General features: G+C 38.5%; 18 protein-coding genes and 1 other RNA gene. 3 read left to right on the forward strand and 16 right to left on the reverse strand.

All coding sequences use genetic code 11. From position 1 onward, the window contains the following. Positions 1-3: 3 nt before the first annotated feature. The 9 genes from murD to rnpB form a co-directional block, all read right to left on the reverse strand. Positions 4-1,398 carry a UDP-N-acetylmuramoyl-L-alanine--D-glutamate ligase gene (gene murD, locus CIN_RS00495; RefSeq protein WP_008853088.1) on the reverse strand — a complete coding sequence of 465 codons (1,395 nt, stop codon included), beginning with the start codon at positions 1,396-1,398 and terminating at the stop codon, positions 4-6. 1 nt (position 1,399) lies between these two features. Continuing rightward, positions 1,400-2,491 (reverse strand): phospho-N-acetylmuramoyl-pentapeptide-transferase, encoded by a 1,092-nt coding sequence (mraY, locus tag CIN_RS00500; RefSeq protein WP_008853089.1) that lies wholly within the window; start codon positions 2,489-2,491, stop codon positions 1,400-1,402. Beyond that, on the reverse strand, positions 2,491-3,879 hold the full coding sequence (locus CIN_RS00505; protein ID WP_008853090.1) for a UDP-N-acetylmuramoyl-tripeptide--D-alanyl-D-alanine ligase: 1,389 nt from the start codon (positions 3,877-3,879) through the stop codon (positions 2,491-2,493). Before CIN_RS00505 ends, mraY begins: the two co-directional genes overlap by 1 nt. Beyond that, positions 3,876-5,342, reverse strand: a complete 1,467-nt coding sequence (locus tag CIN_RS00510; RefSeq protein ID WP_008853091.1) for a UDP-N-acetylmuramoyl-L-alanyl-D-glutamate--2,6-diaminopimelate ligase — start codon at positions 5,340-5,342, stop codon at positions 3,876-3,878. The genes CIN_RS00505 and CIN_RS00510 overlap by 4 nt, the downstream gene beginning before the upstream one ends. A gap of 21 nt (positions 5,343-5,363) precedes the next feature. Beyond that, positions 5,364-7,337 carry a peptidoglycan D,D-transpeptidase FtsI family protein gene (locus CIN_RS00515; protein WP_008853092.1) on the reverse strand — a complete coding sequence of 658 codons (1,974 nt, stop codon included), beginning with the start codon at positions 7,335-7,337 and terminating at the stop codon, positions 5,364-5,366. 23 nt (positions 7,338-7,360) lie between these two features. Next, complete coding sequence (gene ftsL / locus CIN_RS11270) at positions 7,361-8,488, reverse strand: cell division protein FtsL (RefSeq protein ID WP_008853093.1); 1,128 nt, start codon at positions 8,486-8,488, stop codon at positions 7,361-7,363. Between the two features lie 23 nt (positions 8,489-8,511). Further along, a complete protein-coding gene (gene rsmH / locus CIN_RS00525) occupies positions 8,512-9,462 on the reverse strand; it encodes a 16S rRNA (cytosine(1402)-N(4))-methyltransferase RsmH (RefSeq protein ID WP_008853094.1) in 951 nt (316 codons plus the stop codon). Beyond that, the gene (gene mraZ / locus CIN_RS00530; RefSeq protein WP_008853095.1) at positions 9,459-9,938 is read right to left on the reverse strand and encodes a division/cell wall cluster transcriptional repressor MraZ; all 480 of its coding nucleotides are present in this window, start codon (positions 9,936-9,938) and stop codon (positions 9,459-9,461) included. Before mraZ ends, rsmH begins: the two co-directional genes overlap by 4 nt. Before the next feature lie 283 nt (positions 9,939-10,221). Then, an RNA gene (gene rnpB / locus CIN_RS11365) (RNase P RNA component class A) lies at positions 10,222-10,629 on the reverse strand. A gap of 112 nt (positions 10,630-10,741) precedes the next feature. On the opposite strand from rnpB, the gene CIN_RS00535 reads away from it, so the two are divergent. Further along, positions 10,742-11,518, forward strand: a complete 777-nt coding sequence (locus CIN_RS00535) for a PhzF family phenazine biosynthesis protein (protein ID WP_008853096.1) — start codon at positions 10,742-10,744, stop codon at positions 11,516-11,518. 12 nt (positions 11,519-11,530) lie between these two features. On the opposite strand, the gene petA is transcribed toward CIN_RS00535, so the two are convergent. From petA to zwf, 3 genes are read right to left on the reverse strand one after another with little or no spacing between them, the layout of a single operon-like run. Beyond that, on the reverse strand, positions 11,531-12,142 hold the full coding sequence (petA, locus tag CIN_RS00540; protein ID WP_008853097.1) for a ubiquinol-cytochrome c reductase iron-sulfur subunit: 612 nt from the start codon (positions 12,140-12,142) through the stop codon (positions 11,531-11,533). A gap of 25 nt (positions 12,143-12,167) precedes the next feature. Further along, complete coding sequence (locus CIN_RS00545) at positions 12,168-12,644, reverse strand: hypothetical protein (protein ID WP_008853098.1); 477 nt, start codon at positions 12,642-12,644, stop codon at positions 12,168-12,170. A 6-nt stretch (positions 12,645-12,650) separates the two neighbouring features. Continuing rightward, positions 12,651-14,123 carry a glucose-6-phosphate dehydrogenase gene (gene zwf / locus CIN_RS00550; protein WP_008853099.1) on the reverse strand — a complete coding sequence of 491 codons (1,473 nt, stop codon included), beginning with the start codon at positions 14,121-14,123 and terminating at the stop codon, positions 12,651-12,653. 280 nt (positions 14,124-14,403) lie between these two features. On the opposite strand from zwf, the gene CIN_RS00555 reads away from it, so the two are divergent. Together CIN_RS00555 and CIN_RS00560 are read left to right on the forward strand one after the other, a co-directional pair. After that, positions 14,404-14,664 carry a DUF2312 domain-containing protein gene (locus CIN_RS00555; RefSeq protein ID WP_008853100.1) on the forward strand — a complete coding sequence of 87 codons (261 nt, stop codon included), beginning with the start codon at positions 14,404-14,406 and terminating at the stop codon, positions 14,662-14,664. Positions 14,665-14,766: 102 nt separating this feature from the next. Continuing rightward, a complete protein-coding gene (locus tag CIN_RS00560; RefSeq protein WP_008853101.1) occupies positions 14,767-15,369 on the forward strand; it encodes a hypothetical protein in 603 nt (200 codons plus the stop codon). Here the strand turns inward: CIN_RS00560 and proB are convergent. From proB to rplU, 4 genes are all read right to left on the reverse strand, one after another. Then, on the reverse strand, positions 15,344-16,498 hold the full coding sequence (proB, locus tag CIN_RS00565) for a glutamate 5-kinase (RefSeq protein ID WP_008853102.1): 1,155 nt from the start codon (positions 16,496-16,498) through the stop codon (positions 15,344-15,346). The genes CIN_RS00560 and proB overlap by 26 nt on opposite strands. Continuing rightward, a complete protein-coding gene (obgE, locus tag CIN_RS00570) occupies positions 16,498-17,532 on the reverse strand; it encodes a GTPase ObgE (protein ID WP_008853103.1) in 1,035 nt (344 codons plus the stop codon). The genes proB and obgE overlap by 1 nt, the downstream gene beginning before the upstream one ends. 92 nt (positions 17,533-17,624) lie before the next feature. After that, the gene (rpmA, locus tag CIN_RS00575; RefSeq protein ID WP_008853104.1) at positions 17,625-17,894 is read right to left on the reverse strand and encodes a 50S ribosomal protein L27; all 270 of its coding nucleotides are present in this window, start codon (positions 17,892-17,894) and stop codon (positions 17,625-17,627) included. Between the two features lie 42 nt (positions 17,895-17,936). Next, a complete protein-coding gene (rplU, locus tag CIN_RS00580; protein WP_008853105.1) occupies positions 17,937-18,239 on the reverse strand; it encodes a 50S ribosomal protein L21 in 303 nt (100 codons plus the stop codon). Positions 18,240-18,694: the final 455 nt, after the last annotated feature.

Genomic DNA, 18,694 nt, shown 5'->3' on the forward strand with positions numbered 1-18,694 from the left:
TCCTTAATTCTTTGATTGCAAAGGAAGCGAAGATGAAAGCTTCATGACAAGCTCAGCAAAACGATTGCCTCTTTCTTCAAAACTGCTAAATTGATCAAAACTAGCACAAGCTGGAGAAAGTAAAATCGTTTGAATATGATATTGCTGGGCAAATTTATAAGCCTCAGGAACAGCACATTCAAGGGTATGGACAATTTTATAAGGGACTTGATACTGTTTTAATGTTTTTTCTAGGATAGGCGCATCTTTGCCAATCAGTAAAGCGAATTTCATGCGAGGGAAATAAGGGGCTAAATCATCAATTCCATTAGACTTTGCCATTCCGCCAGCAATCCATACTAATTCATCATAACAGGTTAGTGCTTTTGAAGCTGCATCAGCATTGGTTGCTTTGCTATCATTGATAAAGGTTACGTTATTCAAGGTTGCAACAGGTCTTTGACGATGTGCTAGTCCTTGGTAAGAGGTTAGTCCTGATTGGATTTGCTCTTTATTGAGACCTAAATGTAAAGCCATGGCTGTCGCTGCCGCTGCATTTTGGGCATTATGATCGCCTGGTAACAGAGGGGCTTTGGTAAGATCCGCAATTATGCCGTGTTGATCTTGTAATTGTCGGTTGTTTACCCAAAAATCAGCATTGATATTCGTTCCAGCAATTGTTTCGACTTGAACATTCTGTTGGCTGCGAAGTTCTTTGGCAATATTGGCACAAATAGGATCTTCAACTCCAATAACAGCCAGTTGGTTTGAGGATTGTCGATCAAAAATATGATGCTTTGCTGTGATATATCCTTGCATATCTCCATGACGCTCTAAATGATCTGGGGTCATATTGAGTAAACATGAAATATCAGCTGTAAATTCTACAAAACGTTCCAACATGTAAGAAGACATTTCTAGAATATATACGCCTTGATCGTCCAGTAAAGGGAGAGCTAATGCAGCAGGGCCTAAGTTCCCTCCAGCCATTGCAGGAATACCAGCTTCGTTTAAAAGATGTGTTAATAAAACGGTTGTTGTAGATTTTCCGTTTGTGCCTGTGATAGCAACAAAACGTGCTTTTGATCCTGAGGCCTTGACAGCACGGTATAAGAGTTCCGCGTCAGATAAAATTTGTATGTTTTGTTCAATCGCAAGTTGAGCAACCGGATGAGGTTTTGGTAAATAATGCGGGATTCCAGGGGACATTACTAATGCATCAAATTGATGTAAGTCTTCAAAGGGTGCGACGAATGGGATGAGCTCGTTAGGGACTTCATTTCTTTTCTTTTCTTGGTCATCCCAAATTTGAATTGTTGCACCCATAGCCAGTAAACGTTCAGCAGCAACAATTCCGTTTTTGCCTAGACCTAAGATTGCATAACGATAAGTGTGGAAAAGAGTAGATGAGAAATTCATATTAACGCAACTTTAATGTGGCTAGACCAATGAGACCTAGCATAATCGCAACAATCCAAAAACGAATAACAATTTTTGACTCTGAAAGCCCTTTTTTTTCAAAATGATGATGTAAAGGAGCCATTAAAAATACACGTGTTTTGGTGCGTTTATACCAAGCAACTTGTATAATAACGGATAGAGTTTCAACAACAAAAAGCCCACCAACAATACATAAAACTAATTCATGCTTGACGGCTACAGCTACGGCACCTAATGCTCCGCCTAAAGCTAATGAACCTGTATCTCCCATAAATACGGAAGCAGGAGGAGCATTAAACCATAAGAAACCTAGTCCAGCACCAATAACAGCGGCACAGAAAATACCTAATTCGGCGGACTGCGGGACAAAAGGAAGAAATAGATATTTTGCAAAAATAGCATTGCCAACAATATAAGCAATTAATGCAAAAACAAGGAACGCAATGACAACGGGAACAATAGCAAGCCCATCTAGACCATCAGTAAAATTAACAGCATTTCCAAAGCCTGCAATCACGACCATCCCAAAAATAGGAAAGAAATATCCTAAGGGGATCATAAGATTTTGGAAAAAAGGTATAGCTACTTGATTAGCAATTTCAGGAGGTGTGAGATGTTGTAACGCGAAAGAAGCGATAACAGAAATTAAAAATTCGCCTCCTAAGCGTGTGCGTTTTGACAATCCATCTGTATTTTTCTTTGCTAATTTTTGATAGTCATCAAAAAAACCAATAAGTCCAAACCCTAATGTGACGAGTAAAACAATCCAAATAAATCCATTGGAAAGATCACTCCATAAAAGAGTAGAGAATGTCAGTGTTAAAAGCATCATAATGCCCCCCATTGTTGGAGTGCCTGCTTTTTCTTTGATATGACGCTCTGGCCCTAATGCACGAATAGGCTGACCATCACGTTGAATTTTATGTAACTTTGCGATGACATACGGACCGATCCATAGGCTCAGGAAAAAGGCAGTAAAGCACGCTGCTCCAGCGCGAAAAGTAATATAGCGAAATAGGTTGAATGGAGAAAGATATTCCAACCCAAAACGCGTAATCAAATCATATAGCATTAGTTTTTCCTTATCGCTGGAGCAGTTAAAGTCGTTACAATTGCACTCATACGCATGCTGTTGCTGCCTTTGACTAAAAGCGTATCATTATCTTGTAAGATACTTTGAATCAAAGGAATGAGTTCTTGCGCAGAGGCGCACCAAGCCCCTTGTAATGGGGGTGGTAATTGTTCAAATACAATTTTCATCATCGAACCACAACAAAAAACAAGATCAGCATTTGAAGTAATATTTGGTAACAAAGAAAGATGTTCTTGTTCGCTATACTCTCCGAGTTCCATAATATCACCTAAGACCACAATTTTTCTGGCAGGAGCTAATAGAGATAGTGTTTGTAAGGCAGTGCGAATTGATAAAGTTGATGCGTTGTAACTTTCGTCTAAGACAAGGCCGTTTTGCTCTTGTAAAGGTAAGATTTTTCCTCTGCCATTTCCTGTTTGGAACGAAGCGAGTGCTGAAATGGCGTGTTGGATGTCTACCCCTAATGCATTGATGGCGCCAATGACTAGTCCAGCATTGCGAACTAAATGCCCACCTGGTGAGGATAACGAAAATGTAAGATGTTGTTTATTTATAGTTGCTTGAAACGCTGATTTTTGAGCTCCAAGATGAATATCACTGATTTGTATAGACGCAGCTGAAGTCGTTCCAACTGTTTGTAAATGGACTTGCTGCTGTTTCGCAGTTTCTTTGAATATTTCCAACCCATAAATGCTCTCAGGAACCAAAGCAACGCCTTGCACAGGAATAGCGGTGATAATTTGGCTTTTTTCTTTGGCAATATTATCGAGATTTTGCATATATCCTAAATGTGAAGAAGCAACCTCAGTAATAATTGCAATATGAGGACTGACGAGTTCTGCTAAAGGTGCGATTTCACCAATATGATTCATCCCAATTTCACAAACGCAAAAATTGGTATTGATTGGTAAACGTGCCAAGGTCAAAGGAACGCCAAGATGATTATTATGAGATCCTGCCGCCGCATGAACAGTGCCAAAAGCAGATAAAGTCGTTTTTAGCATTTCTTTGGTGGTTGTTTTTCCAACGCTACCAGTAATGGCAATAACTTTTCCAGTAAAGCGGTGACGTGCATAGCGTCCCATATCTGTTAACGCTTGCAAAGTATCTTTGACATATAGAACAGGTGCGTTTTCTGGTAATCCTGCAATTGGATTACTTGCAATGGCACAGGCAGCACCTGCTTCTAAAGCTTTTTGAATATGAGCGTGCCCATCGCTATTTTCACCAATAATGGCGATAAAAATATCGCCTTTTTCGATTGTGCGTGTGTCTATGGAAATTCCGGTGCCTTTAATTGGCATAGCACAAGGAAAAGATCCACCCGTTGCGTGGGTCAGGTCGGTTTCAGTCCATAAAACACTCATAAACAACTCGCATGTTTTTTAATAATAGTAACATCGTCAAAGGGATGGACAACAGAGCCAATAATTTGTCCTTGTTCATGACCTTTTCCTGCTACAACCAAGATATCGCCTGTTTGTAGCTTTTTTATGGTTTGAGCAATGGCTTCTTCTCGTCCTGCAATTTCTAAAGCGGTGGGAGCACCAGTTTTTACTTCTTGACGAATAAGATTAGGATTTTCTGTGCGTGGATTATCATCGGTAATAATGACATAATCCGCATATTTATCTGCTTCTTGAGCCATCAATGGTCGTTTTCCTGTATCACGATCTCCACCAGCGCCAAAAATAACATATAAATTATGATGTGTATGCGGGCGTAAAGATTGTAATAAATGTGCCAGAGCATCAGGGGTATGCGCATAATCAACGTAGATTGCAGCACCATTTGATAAAATTGCGGCTTGCTCCATTCGACCTCTGACCCCTTTAAGGTGAGGTAATAAAGGGACAAAGTTAGCAATGTCATGCTCATTTTTGGCAATGAGTGCCATAGCTAGCAAAATATTATCGACTTGATACCGTCCTAATAAAGGAATAGTGACCGAGAAAATTTCATTATATACAGTTTTAATTTCTAATTTTTGCCCTTCAGGTAAAGGCGTTACTGAAAGAAGCTTTAAAAATTGTCCTTGTTCACCAACTAATCGTAACTCTTGTTTATGCTCCAAAATAGCTTGCGTAATTTGTTTCAGTGCATTTTGATCCATATCAGCATTGATGGCGGCAATGCCATCAATAGGGAGAATATGTTTAAATAATCTTAGTTTTGCTTCTAAATAATGCTGAAAATCATGATGATAATCTAAATGATCACGGGTTAGATTGGTAAAGCCAGCGGCTTCTATGGTTAAGCCATCTAAACGATATTGATCCAAACCATGAGACGAGGCTTCTAACGCAAGATGTTGCACATCATGGTTGACTAAATCGGTTAGGATTTCATGTACCATAATACTATCGGGGGTAGTCAATACAGGCCCTGTATAGTGATAATCAGTGTTACTGATAACCCCTAAAGTGCCAATCGTAGCAGATTTATAGTTCTGTAGTTGCCAAATTTGTCTGATAAAGTCAGCAGTGCTTGTTTTTCCATTGGTGCCCGTAATAGCCACTTGATGTTTGGGATGTTTGGGGAAGAAAAAAGCAGCTATTAATGATAAAATATAACGTGGATTGTCACAGTGAATTGGAATGCAACTATTGGTTTCAGGAAAAGTTACACCTGTTGGCAAAAGAATGGCTTGTGCGCCTTTTTGAATAGCCACATCAATATAATCACATCCGTTAGATTTTGCTCCAGGCAGCGCTGCAAAAAGATATCCTTTTTGCACTTTTCGGCTATCTAGCGTGATTCCTGTAATCTCAGCATCGTTAGGAACGAGTGGTAATTGAACATGATGTAAGAGGCTATTCAGAGAGGTCATCGTTTAAAAGAGCCTTTATTCTTATCGGGTTGCGGTAGCTTTAACTGTAGATTTCTTTTTTGCTTTTTCTTTAGATTGCTGTTGTGGACGATTTAAACGAGGGTCGCCTGGATCATTCCCTGGCCCTAATGCTCTGAAACCTCTGGGAACAGGAGGACGTAGCGGAATAGCTAACTGTGCATCAATGGTTGCGGCATCTTTTGTATTGGGGAATAGGTTCAAAATAGGTCCAATACGTCCAATAATTTTAGATACGGTTGGTGCAGCATTCCATCCAGCAGTTGTCCAGCCATGTGTTTCTTTGGTTGGTTTTGGGCTATCCAACATAACATAGACTGCGTATTTCGGGTCATTCATCGGGAATACAGCGGTAAAGGCAGAAACGTTGACATGTTTTAAATAGCCACCTGTTTTACTAACTTTTTCACTGGTGCCTGTTTTCCCACCAACAAAATATCCTGGAACTTCTGCATTTTTACCTGTTCCTTTGGCAACGTCTAAGCGTAAAATCCTTCGTAAAAGCGCTGATGTTTTTTCAGAAAGAACGCGCTCGCCTTGTGCTTGAGGTTTTGGAGTAGGATCATTGGCATCTTGTGGATCTTGGGAAGGGTCACTGTTACTGATATCTTGTAATGATAACAAAGTCGGTTTCAATAGAATTCCGCCATTGACTGTAGCTGCTGTTCCACGAACAATAGCTAATGGAGATTCAGCAATACCATGACCAAATGCAACCGTCATGACTGTTGAAATTCCCCAGTTTTTTACTGAAGGTACAATTGGACGTCCAGATTCAGGGAGCTCTATTGGAACTCGAGCAAAAAATCCCATTCTTGCCATCCATGCCCTTTGTTTTTCTCCGCCTACATCCAATGCGATATGAGCAGAGGCTGGGTTGGAGGAATAAGCCATGACTTCTGGTAAAGAAAGATAAGGTGGAAAATGATCTGTCTTCAAATCTTTGATGGTAAAGCGCCCAACACGAATAGGTGCTGTGGCAAAGCGATCCCAAATATGAACAACGCCTAGTTCGAGTGCCATTGCAACATTTTGAAGTTTAAATGTTGACCCAGGCTCATACATTCCTGTGGTTGCTCGGTTAAAACGAGAGTCTGGAGGAGCTCTATTAAATTGGTTCGCATCATAGTCAGGTAAACTAATCATTGCGATAATTTCACCTGTATGAACATCCATCACAATTCCACAGGCAGCCTCGGCTTGGAACTTATTTTTGGCAGCTTCAACTTCTTCTTGCACAACAGTTTGAACATGGGTGTCTAACGATAATCTTAAAGGGTGACGTGTTTCCATCAAACGTTGGTCAAAAAACTTTTCAACTCCTGCAATGCCGTGATCGTCAATATCAACACTCCCTAAAATATGAGAGGCTAATCTTCCTAGAGGATAACGACGACGTTCGCCAGCTTCAAAATATAAGCCTGGAATACCCAGATTATTAATGGCGACTTCTTGTTGAGGGGAAATATCTCGAGCAAGATACACAAATTGCTTTTTAGAAGATAAACGTTGATACGTTACATTCATATCAAGTTTTGGTAAAATCTCTTTTAGTTTTCTAGTAACGTCAGCAGCATCAATAATTTCTAAAGGGTTGGCATATACTTGTGCAACCGGTAAAGAAATAGCTAAAATTTGACCGTTACGATCAATAATAGAGGCTCTTTTGATTTGTGGCAGAGAGAAATCACCAGACATGACCCCTTTAGGGTCACTTTTAGGAATCGCAGGAACTTGTGGCCCAATTTGCTGTTTTTGAGGTGCAAGAGGCATTAAAATTGTTGCAAAAGTTAGTTTAAAAGTAACTGCTCCATATAAAGCACAAAAACCGCATGCTGTGATTAACAGACGCGTTCTTGTCTTATCCATTTTATTATAGTTTTTTTTCTTTTTTCTTTTGCTTACATTTGGCTCAGACGGCTTTTCCTGCACCTTACTACGAGGAGAAGCTTGCTTCCGATCATCTCTATATTGCATCTTTTTTATACAACCTTTGATAATTAATGACCGAAAGGAACAGGTGCAGGGAGAGCATCGTCAGCACCTCCACCTAAAGCAGATTCTGATGTGTTGTTTCTTTTGATATCGTTACGAGCAACCTTAACGGCTGCAGGGCGTTTTTTAGGAACGGTTGTTGCCACTTGCTGTGTAGGTTTAACAGCTTTTTTCTCTGTAGCAGTATTTCCCAGGCTGGTAGATGCAGTTTTATTATGAGAAAAAGGATTACCACTCTGAATATTATAAGAAACATTTTCAATATGATTTCTTTTGATGGGTTGTGGTATGATATTTGCTGTTTCAGCCGAATCAGCCACTTCTGTTGTTTGAACTTTTTTATGACGAGTAGGTTGTACAGCATCAGAGTTATTATTCTGTGTTGTTGCAACAGGTGCTTTTTTAGCGAGTTGTGGCTTCACATCTGCTGTTTCGACAACTTCAGCAGCATCAGCGATTTCCGTTGTTTTAACTTTTTTACGTCGAATGGGCTTTATAGTATTTGATTTGTTATTTTGTGTTATTGTAACGGGTGCTTTTTTAGTGGGTTGTGGCGTTACATCTGTTGTTTCAACAGTTTCAGCAGCACTAGCGATTTCTGTTGTTTTAACTTTTTTATAATTTGCAGGACGAGGAGGTACAGCAGGGTTTGTTACAGTGTTATCTGTAGAAGCTGTTGGTTGTTGTGGCCGTATGGCAGCAGCTGCATTTTGAGAAACGATAATAGGAGGCTCATTATTAGCACCTGTTGCTTCAGCAATTATACTCGGAGATTGCCCATGGCTTTGAGCAACGTTTTGAACCAATTGTTCACGAGTTTTATCTTTTGCTTGATCTTGTTGAACAGGAGGTAAAGCACTTGTTGCTGAAGCCATTTGAACAAACTGTGTTGGATTAAGTGCTCGTAGTCCTGGAATAAATTTTGCGGAAAGATCTTTTAGACGATCAGGTTGATTTAATAGCGTCCATTCAGTGCGTAACATCGCTGTTTGTGATTTTATTTTATTTGTATCATAAACAATTTTGGTGATTTCTTTATCCAGCAAGGTTGTTTTATGCTTTTGAGCATATAAAACCATACCAGAAACCCCAGCGAAAAGAGCACAAAATAAAGTAAATGGACGGATCATCATTTGGAAGTTTTCCTTTTTTCAGATCATAAATTACGTTTGATGGCACGTAGTCTGGCACTACGTGAACGAGAATTTATATGACATTCCTGCTCAGAAGGACGTTGTGGTTTTGTCGTTAGTAATTCAAAGCTGGTGATATCTTGTGATGGAGACAAAGAAAGTGGAAGATATCGGGAAGGTTTTGCAACGCGTCCGGCAGCTTTATTCATAATATCTTTAACAATTCTGTCTTCAAGAGAGTGAAAAGAGACAACAATTAATTTTCCACCAGGTTTTAATAATTTTAAAGCAGCATTAAGTGCTGTATGAATTTGTTCTAGCTCATTATTTACTGCAATCCGTAGTCCTTGGAAAGAACGCGTTGCTGGGTTAATCTTGCTTTTATCTGTTGGAATGGTTCTTTGAATCAAGCTTGCTAAATCTTGCGTTGTTTCAAAGGGAGCTTCTAAACGTCTATTTACGATTGCTTTTGCTATTCGACGAGAAAAACGCTCTTCACCATAATGAAATAAAACATCTGCCAATTCTGTTTCAGAGAGGGAGTTAACAAGGTCAGCAGCAGTCTTTCCTGTGCGGCTCATCCGCATATCTAAAGGTCCATCAAAACGGAAAGAAAAGCCACGATCAGCTTGATCTATTTGAAAAGAGGAAACACCTAAATCTAAGACAATACCATCACATTGAGTGATATTTTGTGATTTTAATAAAGAATCGATATTTTCAAAATCACCTTGTAATAGATGCAAAGAAGGAAATTGCTTTTGAATTTCTCGGCCGCGTGCAATTGCATCTGGATCACGATCAATTCCCAAAACTTCACAAGGTGCAGCAGAAAGAATGGCTTTACTATATCCACCACCACCAAAAGTGCCATCAACATAGATACTATTAGGCTGAGGATTTAACAAAGTCATTACCTCGTTTAACATGACGGAAAAATGTCCTTCATGTGCAGGATAGGCTTGTTGTGTCATGATTCTATCCTTTTTTTGTTAAGTTTCGGGGTAATAGACAGTTTTTTTTGTTGTACTTTTTGACGTGCGGCTTTACATCTTTCCGCAGCAGCAGATGGTTCCCAAATTTGGAAGATTGTACCTAGTCCCATAAAGGTAACGGCATCAGTTAGATTAGCGTGTTCTTTTAAAATATCAGGTAATAAAATGCGGCCTTCGCGATCTGGATCAATAGGCCAGGCCTCTGCATATAGAGTAGTCGCAATATCGTCATGCTCTTCAGAGAAAAGTTCTAAATTATCTAAAGAATTGGTTAGCTCAGAAAAAATGGATAGAGGCCAAGCTTCGATACATGGCATTTTATGGGAAGGACGGAAAATAAGAGAGTGACTTTCTTTTGATTGTTCTTTGCGTAATGCAGAACGGAAGTTTGCAGGCACAGAAACTCTTCCTTTGACATCAAGTCTATTTTGATGTGTGCCAAGGAATAAGCTCATTCTGGTATAATCTCCTAAAACGTCCAGTATTAAATAAAAAAGAAAAAATAAATCTAAGAATCGATGCTACATCATTATGGGCAAATTATGTTTTTTATGGGATAGCATGGGTAATCATGGGAGGTCAAATGTTAGAATGAAAATTTCTTCTATTTTCAGTAACTTTTGTTTAGAAATTAATGTTTTACTTTTAAAACAATGTGAAAATTCTGATTAAATATTAAACAAATAAGTAAGAAATAATGACCTTAAATGGATAAAATGATGATTTTGGTAAATATTTAAAGTCAGATAGCGTATAAGCCGGGTTCTGTGAATGTCGTAAGACAAGCGATGATCATTCATCTATAATACGATTCGCATCGTATTTCATGCAACCAACCCGGATAACAAGACGGAAATTCTTCGATTACCTTGCGATAACCCGTTATCCCTATTAGGTTTTGCTCCTGGTGGGGTTTACCCTGCCATTCTTGTTACCAAGAACGCGGTGTGCTCTTACCACACCATTTCACCCTGACTTGTAATTTATTGAAAATCAATAAATTCCGACAAGCGGTTTATTTTCTGTGGCACTTTCCCTAAGGTTACCCTTGCCAGCCATTAACTGGCACCATTTTTCCGTGGAGCCCGGACTTTCCTCCCTTTACACGACAAAAGTCGTATAAACAGCGATCATCTGGCTATCTGACATGTTCATAGGGACTGTTTTTTGTATTAAAAGTCAAGGGAAAAGTCGATTTTATATGTATGATTGAGATTGTGTATCAGTGTAATAGTTAGTTTAGAGAAGGGAGACCATAATGAAATGTTATGTCGTTGATGCGTTTAGTGATAAAATTTTTAAAGGGAACCCCGCTGCAATCTGCGTGCTTGAAGAATGGATCGCTGATGATCTAATGCAGAAAATTGCCCAAGAGAATAATTTGTCTGAAACTGCTTTTACTGTAAAGCAGGAGGATAATGTATATGCCTTGAGATGGTTTACACCAGAAGATGAGATTGATCTTTGTGGGCATGCAACTTTGGCAACGGCATTTGTTTTAATGTCTTTTTTTGAAAAAGAATTAGAGCAAATTTCATTTCAAACGAAAAGTGGCGTTTTGATTGTATCTAAAAAAGAAGATTTATATGAGTTAGATATGCCAGCCTATCATTTGGAGCAGATGAATATCGTTGATGAAATAAAAGAGGCAATTGGTGTTTGCCCAATCGAGGTGTGGAAAGGTAGAGATTTAGTTTGCGTTTTGGAAAATGAAAAGCAAGTCAACGCTGTGATGATTAATGAGCAAAAAGTTAAAGCGTTAGATGGATTGTTGTTGCATGTTACGGCGAAGTCTAAGGAGTATGATTGTGTAACGCGCAGTTTTGCTCCTAAGTTAGGTGTATTAGAAGATCCTGTTTGTGGATCTGGGCATTGTCATGTGGTGCCTTTATGGGCGGATAAGTTAAACAAGACAAACTTAACCGCTTTTCAAGCGTCTCGGAGGTCAGGCACTTTATATTGTCGCTATGAGAACAATCGCGTTTATCTTGCAGGAAAAGCAGTTTTATATTCAATTAATCAATTGTTTATTTAGTAAAAGAACAAATTATATTTGAATAATTTTAGTGAAATCGAACTCTTGCCCTTTAGGGTTTGCACCAATACGAATAATATTATGTTTTAAATACATATATGGCGGGATAGGTAAGTTATAAGGGGCAGGCATTGATTTAAAGACGCGTCCAGCTAAATCAAAGCGAGAGCCATGACAGGCACAATTATAAAGCCCCCCGAGCTTACTGCCTAATTTTAACGTAGGGACACATCCTAAATGGGTGCAGGAACCAATCAATACAGCGGTCTCTGGATGAATAGAGCGGTGCCAATTTTGAGTATAGGGTGGTTGTTGTAATTCTTTACTGTCAGGATCACGTAGGCGCGTTAATAAAGCAGTCTCTTGTAAAGATTTTAACGTTTCATCAGGACGATTTAAAATAAAAACAGGATGTCCCTGCCAAGTAATTGTAATTTGTTGCCCAGCTTTTAGAGATGAAATATCCACGTCAACATAACTATTTTCTATCGTTGTGTTTTGTACATTCAGACTATTTAAAAAAGGCCAAGTAACAGCAATCCCTCCTACAGTTACAGAGCTTGCTGTCAATAATGTTAAAAAACTACGACGTGTTTGTGGAGGAGGTGATGCTTCATCCGTCATTGCTTAGCCTTGTGAACAAACCATTTTAATGGATAGGATAAAAATGGTTAGGGGTTCCTTTATCAATTTGTATATTACCATCAGTTCGGTTTACACGAAAGGTAAATAACAAAGGAAAATCGCTGCGTGTATTTGTGCATAAGTTATTATGTTGCTCTCTGACCTGCATATCGACAATGTCTCCACCATTGTCATTATTAATGACAAAGACAAGACATTTCGAAGGCGTATCACTGAGTTTTTGATCGTTAATCACTTCACGCAAATATTGGGTGACTTGTTTATTATCTAACCAATTAACTTTTTGTTTTGTTAATTGCTGAGAAATATTATTCAACCATCCCATTTCGTTGGCCCCAATAACCCCCGCAGAAAAAAGCAATGCGACTAATACACGTTGTATAATTCTGCGCTTCACAGAGCGATGGGGACGACCCGTTAAACGAGAAGATTGCTCATTCTGTTTAACGGTGTCTTTAGATGTTTTGTTTAAATCAGACATGTAGGTTTAAGGCATATCTTCGTGCCAAATGTGACCTTCTTTGGCAAGGAGTTCATTTGCTTCTTGGGGCCCCCAAGAACCAGCTTTATATTGAGAAAGTGGCACAACTCCACGGGCCCAACCATCTAAAATAGGTTCTATCCATTTCCAAGCAGCATCCACTTCGTCACGACGAATGAATAATAAAGGATCGCCTTTAACAGCATCCATTAACAAACCCTCGTATGAGTCTGGATAACGAATATGGAACGCAGGGGAGAAGTCAATATCAATAAAAGTGCTGCGTAAGCTTGTATGAGATTTACTTGGATCTTTAACTTGCATTGACAAAGAAACACCTTCATCAGGTTGAATGCGAATATGCAAACGATTAGGTTCTGGTGCAGTTGGGAATAAAGACCATGCAGATTTTTTAAATTGAATAACGATTTCGCTCGTTTTTTCGGCCATTCTTTTGCCTGTTCTTAGGTAAAAAGGAACGCCGCTCCAACGAGAGGTGTTAATTTGAGCTTTAATTGCAACAAATGTTTCTGTGTTACTACTGTCTTTGTTCAGTTCTTCTAAATATCCAGGAATATGCTCACCATTTTGCTCATTAGTGGTATATTGTCCTCTGACCGTATCTGTTTTGATCATATCTTCGGTCATTGGTTTTAAAGAACGTAAAACTTTTAATTTTTCATTACGTAAATCGTCTTCACTTAATGAAATTGGTGGATCCATAGCAACCATACATAAAACTTGTAATAGATGGTTTTGAACCATGTCTCTTAACGCACCAGCACCATCATAATAACCTCCACGTTTGCCAACGCCAACGGTTTCTGCAGCAGTAATTTCGATAAAGTCAATCGAATCAGAGCTCCATAAACGTTCAAAAACAGGATTTGCAAAGCGGAGCGCAAGAATGTTTTGAACAGTTTCTTTGCCTAAATAATGATCGATACGGAAAATATGGTTTTCTGGTAAGTGTTTACCGACGCGATTATTAATTTCTTGTGCGGTTTCTAAAGAAGTACCGATTGGTTTTTCAAGAACAACACGCGTGTCTTTGGTAAGTAATTTTTTATTAGATAGATTATCACAAATATCACCATAGAGGCGAGGAGCTGTAGCAAAGTAAAAGATTCGAACGGGATTAGCTTGTTTTGAATTCAATAGGTCCTCTATTGAGGACCATTTGCCATTTGGATCAGCACCATCTAAGCTCACATAATGAATTTTTGTAAGGAATTCTTCTATTTTTTCAGGGTTGCGATCTGCTTCTTGAATAAATTGGTTTAATCCATCACGAGCACGTCCTCTGAAATCTTCATCTGTTAAAGGAGAGCGAGCAGCACCAATAATACGAGTTTCTGCTGGAATTTGTTTGTCTAGATAACGATAAAACAGCGCTGGGAGAAGCTTTCTTGTTGTTAAATCCCCAGTTGCACCAAAAATGATAAAATCAAAAGGGGAATAAGTTTGTGGCTGTTCCATAAAAAAATGAACCTTTCAGATTATTTTGTTTAATCATATGACTGACAGTAAAAATATATTGAGAAAAATATACATAAAAATATAATTAAGTATTTAATCAGTTGTCTTACTTATTAGCATGATTTTTAATTAACTTAATATCATATTTGCGTTTTTCAAACTTTTAATTATGGTTGAATAAAATAATATTGCATCAAATAATTGACCATATCAAAAGGATTGCGTAATGCAATATAAGACATGTTAATTATTTCATAGCATAAAAAAGTTAGGAATTGAAATGAGTGATTTTGAAAAGACACCAGAGGTTGGTGGAATAGCAGCAGATCGTTTGCGTAGTATTATTGAGCGTATTGAACGCTTAGAAGAGGAACGTAAAGGGTTGGCCAATGATATCAAAGATATTTATGCCGAAGCAAAATCAGCAGGCTTTGATGTTCCTGTTGTGCGACGAATTATTAGTGCACGTAAAAAAGAGCCTTCAGAAATTGAGGAGCAGGAAACACTTTTTGATATTTATCGTCGTGCTCTTGGGATGTAATGAATGGTTAAGGAGATTTTGACAAAATCTTCAAAATTGGTAAATTCATTAGTTAGTAAAGAATATTAGATTAATTTTTGTAATAAATGGCTGGAATAATTTATGGCGTTTTTTTTTCCTGAATGGATTCCTTGGTGGTTACAATTAGCCATTGTTGGTGTTGTTATTATCTTTGGAATTTGTTTTTTGTTAATGCCGTTTTCTGTTTTTGGGATTAAAAGTCGTTTGACCTATTTGGATCATCAAATGGAAGATATCCAGGCTCAGTTAAGTGTTTTGTTAAAACGGATTCCTGATGCTCGTGAACGTTTGGAATTTAAATTGCAACCTGTTGCGACGCCAGAAAGTGATGTTGCTCGTGAAGAGATTGCTGTAAAAGAGAAAAAAATAGTAAATCCTTCTGAGTATTACTCTGCGGTACCTTCGACTAAAAGTCGCCCGACACGTTTTGATCCGCCATCATCGTCAGAAGCAGCACCAGTTAATACGCCATCTAAAACATCTGTCTATGAGGATACTCATGATTCCATAGCAGAGAATAGGGGAAGGGTTCGCTCTGCTGAGGTTGGATCAGAAAGAATGTCTGTTCCGAGAAGGCGAGATGAACAAATTTACAACCCACCTTCACCAGTTCGTGAAGAACGTCAAGAAGAGCCACAGCAGCGTCGTCGTGCAGAACCTATTCTGCGTTGGCCTCCGCGCTAGTAGAGGAAGGAGAGGGAAGAACCATATCGTCGTGATGAATAACTTCATCAGGGCCTTCCCATCCTAAAGAGTTATTAATCTCTTCTGTGTGTAATCCAATAATTTGGTTTAATTCAGAAGAGTCATAAGCAGTAACACCGCTGCCGATAATTAGACCCTCTTTATTGGCAATTTTAATCAAATCGCCTCTTTGGAAATATCCATCAATTTTTTTAATGCCTACGGGTAATAAGGATTTTCCAGCATAAAGGGCGTTTTGGGCGCCTTGGTCTATGTAAACAATACCCTTAGTGGTAATGCCACCTGCAATCCATCGTTTACGTGCTGAATATGTAGATGTGTTTGGTAAGAACCAAGAGCATCTGGCACCTTCTTGCAGCGCTTTTAAAGGATGTTGTAACTTTCCAAAAGCAATTGCCATAGCACAGCCTGCTGTTGTAGCAATATTTCCAGCTGCTAGTTTAGTCGCCATCCCACCAGAAGAGTATCCAGTAGGGGCTTTACCGCCCATTGCCATGATCTCAGGGGTAATTTCTTTGATAATAGGAAGGTGTTTGGCATTTGGATCTGTTTTTGGGTCAGCTGTATATAAGCCATCAATATCAGATAAGAGAATGAGCTGATCTGCCCCAACCATTTCAGCAACACGTGCTGCAAGGCGATCATTATCTCCAAAGCGAATCTCTGACGTAGCAACTGTATCATTTTCATTAATGATAGGAATGCAGCCAAGTTTTAATAACGTGTCCAGAGCTGAGCGAGCATTTAGATAATGTAAGCGTGTTTCAGTATCTTCTAATGTTAATAGAATTTGTGCAGTGGTAATGTCATGAACTGAAAAATTTTCACTCCATGCCTGTGCCAGTTTAATTTGTCCAATAGCTGCAGCTGCTTGTTTTTCAGCTAAGCGTAACTTGTGACGGTTTAAGTTGAATGTATACCGTGCCAGCGCAATGGCACCCGAAGAAACCACTAAAACATCACAATTTTGTTGGCGTAATTTGGCAATATCTTTGATAACACTTTGTAACCAAGATTGGCGAATACAAGCATTTTGTCCATCGACAAGCAAAGCACTGCCAATTTTAATAACGATTCTACGAGCTTTGTTTAGTTGAGGAGTTTGCATTATATTGGACTGAATGGTTTTTGATAAGAAGCGTCATTTAGTTTATGGTTAGTAATATAATTTTGTAAATAATATAAAATATCTTTTACGCCTTGGTGTGTCGCAGCAGATAGTAAAAAGACTTTTTGTCCAGTTGCTTTCTCTAAAAGATGTTGTTTTTCTAAAGCTTCTTCTGGAGATAAAAGATCTGCTTTATTTAACCCGATAATTTCGTGTTTTTTGCTCAAGTCATCTTGGTATGCTTCTAACTCATGACGAATGGTTTTCCAAGTTTGGACAACGTCTTCAGAGGTAATATCAACTAAATGAAGTAATAAAGCACAGCGTTCAACGTGCCCAAGGAAGCGATCACCCAAACCATTCCCCATATGTGCGCCTTCGATAAGACCAGGGATGTCTGCAAGAACGAATTCCTCTGTGGAAGATAAACGAACCATTCCTAACTGAGGATGTAATGTTGTAAACGGATAATCAGCAATTTTAGGACGAGCAGCTGAGGCTACAGATAAAAATGTAGATTTTCCTGCATTTGGTAATCCAACCAATCCAGCGTCTGCAATAAGTTTTAAACGTAACCAGATCCAGCGTTCTTCACCAGGCCATCCTTCATCTGCACGGCGAGGGGCTCTGTTCGTGCTGGATTTAAAGCGTGCATTCCCAAAACCACCATCGCCACCACGGCATAAAGTGATTGTTTTGCCAACTTCATCTAAATCTGCAAGTAATGTCTCTTTGTCATTGTCAAAAATTTGTGTGCCAACAGGAACTTTGATGATGACATTTTCAGATGCAGCACCTGTTCTATTTGAGCCAGAACCATTTCCACCTTTTCTGGCGCGAAAATGTTGGGTGTAACGAAAGTCGATTAAAGTGTTTAAGTTATCAACAGCCTTAAAGATGATATCACCACCACGACCACCATCGCCACCATCAGGGCCACCATATTCGATGAATTTCTCTCTTCTAAAAGCGACAACGCCGTTACCGCCGTCACCTGATTTTACATAAATTTTAGCTTGATCGAGAAATTTCATCGTTTATCTATACCTTAAAAATATAAAGGGTCGATTCAAAACGAATCGACCCTTTATTGAATAACAAAGACCAAAAAGGTGCAATGATTACTTTATTCAGCAGCGTTGCTTAGTGCTTCAACAGAAACGGTTACGTTTCCTTTTGCACGGCTTTCGAAACGCACGTTACCATCAATAAGGGCAAAAATTGTATGGTCACGGCCTAAACCAACGTTTGTGCCTGGTTTAATTTTTGTTCCACGTTGACGAACGATAATGTTACCAGCGATAACAGATTGTCCACCAAACTTTTTCACTCCAAGACGACGACCTTCTGTGTCGCGTCCGTTTCTGGAGGAACCGCCTGCTTTTTTATGTGCCATGATTTATCTCCTGTTTAAAATCAATATGAATAAGTTTATGAATTACGCAGCGTTAATTTCGGTAATGCGCAAAACAGTTACAGGTTGGCGATGACCATTTTTACGACGGCTGTTTTGGCGACGACGTTTTTTAAAGATAATTACTTTTTTCAAACGATCTTGTGCGATAACAGTTGCTTTTACAGAAGCGCCAGCAACAGTTGGTAAACCAATTTTACCATCAACAGCTAATATTTCTGAAAAAGTAACGGTGCTTCCTGCTTCAGCATCAAGTTTTTCAACTTTTAATACCATATCAGGGGTAACGCGATATTGTTTTCCACCAGTGCGGATAATTGCAAACATTATAAACTCTCTATCATGTCAAACTCTTGTGAGGATTATTTCACAGAATTTCTTTTTGTTATAATTGGTTTCAGATCAATTAAGCTTCTGAATTCTCACTTATATCATCTTTTTTACATAAAAAGTCAATCATTAACTCATTTAAAAAAGCGTTTTTGTTTATTTTGTTGAATAAAATAAGTAATTTATATGTTGTTTAGATATGGCAAGTTCATTTTGATCATGTGTTAACTATATAAGTTAAGAATAAAGAATTTTTATTTGCAATAAATGATTTAAGTATAATTTTATTAATATTACTTGAAATATCTTGGAACTATCGATAAATCTATTTTTATATTTGTTATTTTAAAAATTTAATAAGATTTAACGTATAGATCCACCCGAACCAATTTGTAAATATGATCCATTCACGTAATGATGGTTATTATTATTTTGAGTACAATTAGATAAAG

This window comes from Commensalibacter intestini A911, assembly GCF_000231445.1.
Taxonomy (GTDB): Bacteria; Pseudomonadota; Alphaproteobacteria; order Acetobacterales; family Acetobacteraceae; genus Commensalibacter; species Commensalibacter intestini.